Below are 6,977 nucleotides of genomic sequence, written 5' to 3'. Positions count from 1 at the left end.
GCGCGGGGTCGTGCTTCCGCTCCGCTTCGGCGGCCCGGCCCTGCGCGACGGCAGCCTGATCCCGGCCCGCCCGGACGTGGTCACCTCGACCACGCTCGACCAATGGCTGGCCGCCCAGCACTAGGTGATCAGTACGGCCGCCGCGTGACATCGTCCCCCAAGAAAACCTACCTAGAACACTTGTACTAATGACTCGTGGGCGCGTACTCTGAGGATAAGGAAAAGAACGTACGTTCGATGGATCGGAAGGTGGTGATCCACATGACCGCGCTGCGCACCTCGATGTGGCCGACCGCTGATCTGTCGGGCACGGGGGTGGCCACTGCGGAGTTGTCGGGTCTGTCGTTGCCGGAGTTGGGGCAGGCCATGAACGCCGCCAAGCATGGGCATTCGTTTCTGGATTGGCAGCAGTTCCAGTACGCGCTGGCGACCTTCGATGCGATCGAGGCCGGGAAGAGGGAAGCACTGGCGGTGCGGACGAATCTGCTCGATGTGTATGCCCAGGCCGCGATTGAGGTGCAGGTCGGGTTGGAGTCGACCGAGTACGCCGCACACGCGCTGCTCGATGATGCGTTCGCGGCGCGCGATCGGCTGCCGTTGGTGGCGCAGTTGCTGCGTGCCGGGCAGATTGATCGTCGCCGGTTCCGCAAGATCGTGATCGAGACCGACCTGGTGACCGACCCTGCGCTGATGGCAGTCCTGGATCAGAAGATCGCCGCACACCTCCTCGGTCTGGGGTCGGTGACGTCGTTGTCGGAGGCCAAGACTGCCGGCTTGGCCCGTCAGTTCGTGGCGCAGGTCGATCCGGAAGCGGTGCGTGAGCGTCGCGAAGAAGCCAAGCGGCGCCGCCGGGTGTCCTACCGGGTCCTGGAAGACGGACTCGGCCAGGTCACCGTGGTGGTGACGGCCGAAGACATGCGGCTGATGAACAAGACGATCGATGCCGTTGTGGCTGGTCTGTGCAAGGACGATCCGCGGACGAAGGATCAGGCGCGCGCCGATGCGGTGACCGCACTGGTGTTGCGGAACCAGTTTGTGTGCCAGTGCGAGAGCTTGTCGTGTACCGCGCAGATCCGTGCGGCGCAGGTGGATGCGCGGCTGACTCACATTCTGATCCACGTGCTGGCCGATAATGCCACCCTCGAGGGCGGCAATATCTGCGGGTATGTCGACGGGTACGGCCCGATCTCGGCTGATCATGTGCGCGAGATCGCCAGCCGCGGCGATGCGGCGATCCGCCAGCACAACCTCACCGACCTCCTCGAAGACCAGGTCGGTGATGAGCCGTCGGTGCATCGACAACCACCCCGCCCCGACACCCCCGGCGAGTCCGGGGGCGGTACCCCATGTCCCGAGGGGGTTCTGGACGATCCGGGCAGCTGGTTCGACTGGGAACCACCGGCCGAGTGGTTCGAGTGCCCCGCCGAAGCCGAAGGAGACCGGTCGCTGCTAGTCGCGGCCGATCCGGCCGGAGGAGAATTTATTCCGGTCGGTCCGCCCCCGCAGTGGGTTGAGGACTGGGATGCCGCCCTGGCTGCCCTCGTCGAGGTCGATGGTGCGGCCGGCTTTCGGGTGATTGCTCATACCGCTCTGCCAAGCGATGGCTACCGTCCGAATGCGCTGACCGAGGTGATCGCCCGGTTCTTGTGGGGAACGTGCTCAGTGCTGGGCTGCGAGCGCGCGGCGTTCTCCTGCGACCTGGACCATGTGGCCGAGTACGACTTTTCGGCGGGGCTGCGGGCACGCAGCGTTCTTTCCGCCCAGGGCGGCCCGACCTGCCTGTGCAATCTCCTGCCGAAGTGTCGCTTCCACCATCTGGTGAAGACAAATCTTGAGGGCTTTGTCGATGAACTGTGGATCGACGCCGACGGCCGATATCACTCGGCGATGACCACCCCCGGCGGTCTGACCGTGGAAATGCTCGCACCGAACCAATGGCTCCTGCCGTCACTGACCGGACTGCGGTGCACCCACCAACAGGCCGACCTACGCTCGGTCTCCTCCGGCGAGGGCACCAGTGCCGAAGATGCGCCGCGCCGGGTGCAGACCCGCACGCAGGCTAAGCATGCTCGTCGTCGTGCCGAACGCAAGGCCAACCAGGCCGCACGCACCGCGTGCGATGCGAAGGAAGCCGCGAAGAAAGCTGCTGCCAACGCCCAGCGCGAGGCCGCCCAGAATCGCTACGAAGACAGCGCTGGAGACCCGCCGTTCTGACGAGTTCTACATTTGCACGATGGGGATAGCCGCGGGCATCAGAGGACTGACACCGGGGTATTTCGCGTTCGTCATGGCGACCGGAATCATTTCGATCGGACTGGCGCCCACGCTGCCGGTGCTTTCCAACGTGCTATTGGTGATCGCGTCGATCGGATACGCGATCCTCATCGTCGGCAACCTCGCGCGGGCCGTCCGCTACCCGGAGGCGATGCTGGCCGACGTCGCCGATCCGGCGCGCTCGTTCGGCTTCTTCACTTTTGTTGCCGCGACCTGTGTGCTCGGCAGTCGCCTCGTTGGCGACGGCCTGATCGCGGCCGGGCTGGTGATGCTGATGGCCGGCGCGATCTCCTGGATCGTCCTCGGCTACACCGTCCCGGCGTTGGCGGTGCGTGGACGCAAGGGCTCGCCAGCGCTGGGTATTGCGAACGGCACCTGGTTCATTTGGGCCGTCGCGAGCCAGTCGGTCGCGGTGCTGGCGGCCATGATTGAGCCGGAAGTGACCACCGGCCGCGACGCGTTGGCGTTGCTCGCGGTGTTCTCCTGGTCAGTGGGTGTCTTCCTCTACTGCACAGTCGGAATCCTGATCGCAGTCCGGCTGCTGGCGCATCCGTTCCGGCCGGAGGACCTGACGCCGCCGTACTGGGTGGCGATGGGTGCCACCGCGATCACCGTCGTCGCCGGTGCCCGGATCGTGATGATGGCGGATGCTCCGATGGTCGACGCCACGCGCGGGCTGATCGCCGGTGCGGCGGTCTTCTTCTGGGCCTTCGGCACCTGGCTGATTCCGCCGCTGATCGCGGCCGGCATCTGGAAGCACGTCATTCGGCGGGTGCCGCTGACCTACGAGGCGACGCTGTGGAGCATCATCTTCCCGCTGGGCATGTACGGTGTCGGCTCACGGTTCCTGGGCGACGTGGACCGGCTTCCGATCGTGCACGCCATCGGTACGGGGGAGAGCTGGTTCGCGCTGGGCGCCTGGTGTCTCACCTTTGTTGCCATGGGTGTGCACATCTGGCGCACCGTTCTCACGCCGGCGGGGCAGTCGAGCGGCGCCGCGGCGACAGGATGAGATGTGCGACAATCCCGCACACCAGTGCCCAGAACATCGAGCTGACGCCAGCGATCACCACTGAGCTGGCGGCGACGATGAAGGTGATCACGGCGGGTATGCGTAACTTCTCGTCGGCCACCGCGGCGATCATCGCACCGCCCAATGTGCTCAGCAATCCGACGGCCGCGACGGTGCCCACCACACCGTCGGGAGCAGCCTGGGCCAGGCCGACAAAGAGGGGCACGAACGGGGTGAGGGCCAAGTAAGTCCAGCCGGTGGTTGCAGCGGCGACCCATCGTCGTGCCGGGTCGGTGTGCGCCTCAGGCGAGGCAGCCGGGGCGGCGGTGATCGCGGCGAGATTGACCGCGTGCGCGCCGAACATCGCGCCAGCTGTGGTCCCGAGTCCCGACGCCAGAAGCACGGGTCGCCACGGAACCCGGTGGCCGTAACTGCTGATCACTGCGACACCCGGGATGTGCTGGGCGGCCACTGTAACCAGGTACAGCGGCAGCGCAATGTTGAGGGCCGCGGCGAGGGAGAAGCTCGGCAGGGTCCAGTCCAGGTGCGGCGCCGAGACGGAGATTGAGTCACCGCGGGTCGCTGCTGCGGCGGCGATGAGGATCATCGCCAACGCGAATGCCGCGGGAGTGGCCCAGCGTGCGGCGAACCGCTGCAGGACCAGCCATGTCACCACCAAGGCGCCGATAATGGCCGGGCTGGAACCGAAGTTCTGTACGGGACCGAGGCAGATGGTGAGCAGGACACCGGCGAGCATTGCCTGCGCGATCGGCGCGGGGATTCGCCCGATCAGCGCGCCGAGACCGGGGATCAGTGCGGTCAGCGTCAGCAGCACGCCGCAGATCAGAAAGGCGCCGATCGCGCTGCCCCAGCCGCCGACGGCGGTTCCCGCGGCAATGAGTACCGCTGCACCGGGCGTCGACCAAGCGAAGGTGATCGGCAGCCGGTAGCGGCGGCTCATCCCGATACAGAGGACGCCCATCAGCACGCACAGCGCCATCAGGCCGACCGTCGCTTGCTGGGCGGTAGCGCCGACAGCGCGCAGGCCTTCGAGCACGACGACCGCCGAGCTGGTGAAGCCGATCAGTGCTGCGGAGACCCCGACGAGCATGGTGTGTCGCAGGTTCGGCTGAGTCGATGCGGTGGCCATGTGACTGCCTCCTGCTCGTCGACCCGGAATAGAAAGATAGCGCCTGATCTGCAGGAGCAGATCAGGCGCTATCTCTTCTCGGGTGACCGACGGGACTCGAACCCGCGACAGCCAGGATCACAACCTGGTGCTCTACCAACTGAACTACGGTCACCATTCTGGCTCGCTCACGGTACTTGCGCGACGCTCTGCGAACCAGGCTTCTACTTTAGCCGTAACCTGACGGGAAACTCCAATCGGATTACAGCGGCGGCATTTACGCTGGTCCGAGTTCTTCTACGAGCTCGGTGAGCTGCTCTTCGGTCGGTCCCGGCTCGGCGACGAACGCGGCTTTGCGGTAGTAGCGCAGCTCGCGAATCGACTCGCGGATATCGGCCAGCGCGCGGTGGGCCAGCCCCTTTTCCGGCTGGGCGAAGTAGATCGGTGGGAACCAGCGGCGGCACAGCTCTTTGATCGAGCTGACATCCACCATTCGGTAGTGCAGAAAAGCGTTGAGTTCGGGCATATCGCGGGCGATGAAGGCGCGGTCGGTGGCGATCGAGTTGCCGGCCAGCGGCACACCGCCGCCGGGAACCTGCTCGCGCAGATAGGCGAGCACCATTTGCTCGGCCTGCGCCACGGTCACCGTCGCCGCGCGAACTTCCTCGGTGAGCCCGGACGCGGCGTGCATTTTGACCACGACGGGCGGCATGCAGGCCAGCGACGCATCGTTGGCGTGAATCACGACGTCGACGCCGTCGCCGAGGATGTTGAGGTCGCTGTCGGTCACCAGCGCGGCGATCTCGATCAGCTTGTCCGAGCCGGTGTCCAGTCCGGTCATCTCGCAGTCGATCCAGACAAGTTTGTCATCCATGCGGCTCACTCGCTTTCACCCAGCTTGGCGTAGAAGGTACCGACGATCGGGGCGACGATGGCACGCGGCGTGTAGTTGCCGGCCACGCTCATCGCCTTCGACAGTGTGCCCGGAACGATGCGCATCTTGTTACGCGCCAATGCGTCCAGGCTCATTTCGGCCACGCGCTGGCTGGAGTGCCACAAGAAGTCCGGCACCATCTTGTCCACGATGGAGGCGTCTCCGTCGGTGGGGGTCTGGGTGCGCACCGGTCCAGGCGCGAGCAAGGTGACATGCACGCCGGTCCCGCCGAGCTCGCCGCGGAGCGACTCGCTGAAGGTGTTCACGAACGCCTTGGTGGCGGCGTAGGTGGCATTGTTCGGGATCGGCATGTTGCCCGCTGCCGATCCGACCATCAGGATGCCGCCGGAGCTGCGCGCCACCATCTGCGGCAGCACGGCGAGCGTCAGGTCGTGGACGGCATTGACGTTGAGCAGTACCTGGGCGCGCTCATAGTCGGCGTCGAGTTCGGCGACCGGGCCGAAGGTTGCGATCCCCGCATTGTTGCAGAGGATCGAGACCTCGCGGCCCGACAGCTCGTCGCACAGCAGCTTCGTGGCCTGCGCATCGGAAAGGTCCGTCGCTCGAACTTCCACCTCGACCCCGCAGCGTGAGCGAAGTTCGTCGGCGAGGGCGTCGAGGATTTCGCCGCGCCGGGCAACGAGGATCAGCGAGTGTCCACGGTCGGCGAGCACGCAGGCCAGAGCCATGCCGATGCCAGAGGAGGCGCCGGTGACCACGGCACGGGCGGACGGGTTCGGTGGGGGAAGAGCCATGGCCCTGATCCTATGTGGTGCTTCCTGCGCTCTCGGTCAGGGGAGGCCAGCGGCGACTTCGGTGCCTTGCCGGATAGCCCGCTTGGCGTCGAGCTCGGAGGCCAGATCGGCGCCGCCGATGACATGCGTGGTGACGCCGGCTTCGGTCAGGGGATCGATCAGGTCGCGGACCGATTCTTGACCGGCGCAGACGACGACGTTGTCCACTTCGAGGATGCGTTTGCCCACCTCATTGCCTTCTTTATCGTGCACGGTGAGGTGCAGACCGGCGTCGTCGATCTTGTCGTACGTGGCGCCGGAGATCTGTTCGACACCCTTCATCTTGACTGTTGCCCGGTGCACCCAGCCCGAGGTCTTGCCGAGGGTCTTGCCCTGGCCGCCCGGCTTGCGCTGCACCATATACACCTGGCGGGTAGCCGGGATCGGGCGCGGTTTGGTGACAAAGCCGGGGGTGTCGAGGTCTTCGGTGACGCCCCACTCCTGCTCCCACTCCTTCAGATTCAGGGTGGGGGACTCGTCGGTGGTGAGGAACTCGGTGACGTCGAAGCCGATACCGCCGGCGCCCATCACGGCGACCCGTTTGCCTACCTCCCGGCGGCCCAGCACCGCATCGGCGTAGCTCATCACCATCGGGTGGTCGATGCCGTCGATCTGCGGGACGCGGGGGGTGACGCCAGTCGCGAGGATCACCTGGTCGAAGCCTTCGGCAATGATGTCGTCGGCGCTCACCCGGGTGCCCAGGTGCACGGTGACGTGGTTGATGTCCAACTGGCGCTGGTAGTAGCGGATGGTCTCGTTGAACTCCTCCTTACCCGGGATCCGGGCGGCGATGGAGAACTGGCCGCCGATCGAATCGCCGCCCTCGTACAGGTC

At 66.0% G+C, this 6,977-nt stretch carries 6 protein-coding genes and 1 tRNA gene; 2 read left to right on the top strand and 5 right to left on the bottom strand.

Annotated features, from left to right (window positions below):
• Positions 1-237 precede the first annotated feature (237 nt).
• Both WAW85_RS10750 and WAW85_RS10745 read left to right on the top strand, forming a co-directional pair.
• The gene (locus WAW85_RS10750; RefSeq protein WP_422559606.1) at positions 238-2,214 is read left to right on the top strand and encodes a DUF222 domain-containing protein; all 1,977 of its coding nucleotides are present in this window, start codon (positions 238-240) and stop codon (positions 2,212-2,214) included.
• 19 nt (positions 2,215-2,233) lie between these two features.
• Positions 2,234-3,286 carry a tellurite resistance/C4-dicarboxylate transporter family protein gene (locus WAW85_RS10745; RefSeq protein WP_422559605.1) on the top strand — a complete coding sequence of 351 codons (1,053 nt, stop codon included), beginning with the start codon at positions 2,234-2,236 and terminating at the stop codon, positions 3,284-3,286.
• On the opposite strand, the gene WAW85_RS10740 is transcribed toward WAW85_RS10745, so the two are convergent.
• The 5 genes from WAW85_RS10740 to WAW85_RS10720 all read right to left on the bottom strand — a co-directional run.
• Entirely contained in the window at positions 3,243-4,436 is a 1,194-nt protein-coding gene (locus WAW85_RS10740) for a benzoate/H(+) symporter BenE family transporter (RefSeq protein ID WP_422559604.1), read from the bottom strand. The two genes, WAW85_RS10745 and WAW85_RS10740, sit on opposite strands and share 44 nt — an antisense overlap.
• A gap of 81 nt (positions 4,437-4,517) precedes the next feature.
• Positions 4,518-4,590, bottom strand: a tRNA-His gene (locus WAW85_RS10735).
• Positions 4,591-4,692: 102 nt separating this feature from the next.
• Positions 4,693-5,289: an oligoribonuclease gene (gene orn / locus WAW85_RS10730; RefSeq protein ID WP_422559603.1), complete on the bottom strand. Its 597-nt coding sequence runs from the start codon at positions 5,287-5,289 to the stop codon at positions 4,693-4,695.
• A gap of 5 nt (positions 5,290-5,294) precedes the next feature.
• The gene (cmrA, locus tag WAW85_RS10725; RefSeq protein ID WP_422559602.1) at positions 5,295-6,104 is read right to left on the bottom strand and encodes a mycolate reductase; all 810 of its coding nucleotides are present in this window, start codon (positions 6,102-6,104) and stop codon (positions 5,295-5,297) included.
• Between the two features lie 36 nt (positions 6,105-6,140).
• On the bottom strand, positions 6,141-6,977 hold an 837-nt coding region (locus WAW85_RS10720; RefSeq protein WP_422559601.1), incomplete at its 5' end, for an FAD-dependent oxidoreductase.

It is taken from the genome of Gordonia sp. (in: high G+C Gram-positive bacteria) (assembly GCF_049299075.1).
Lineage (GTDB): Bacteria > Actinomycetota > Actinomycetes > Mycobacteriales > Mycobacteriaceae > Gordonia.
The sequence above is the reverse complement of the archived record's forward strand: the minus strand, read 5'-3'. Positions and strand labels throughout refer to the sequence as shown.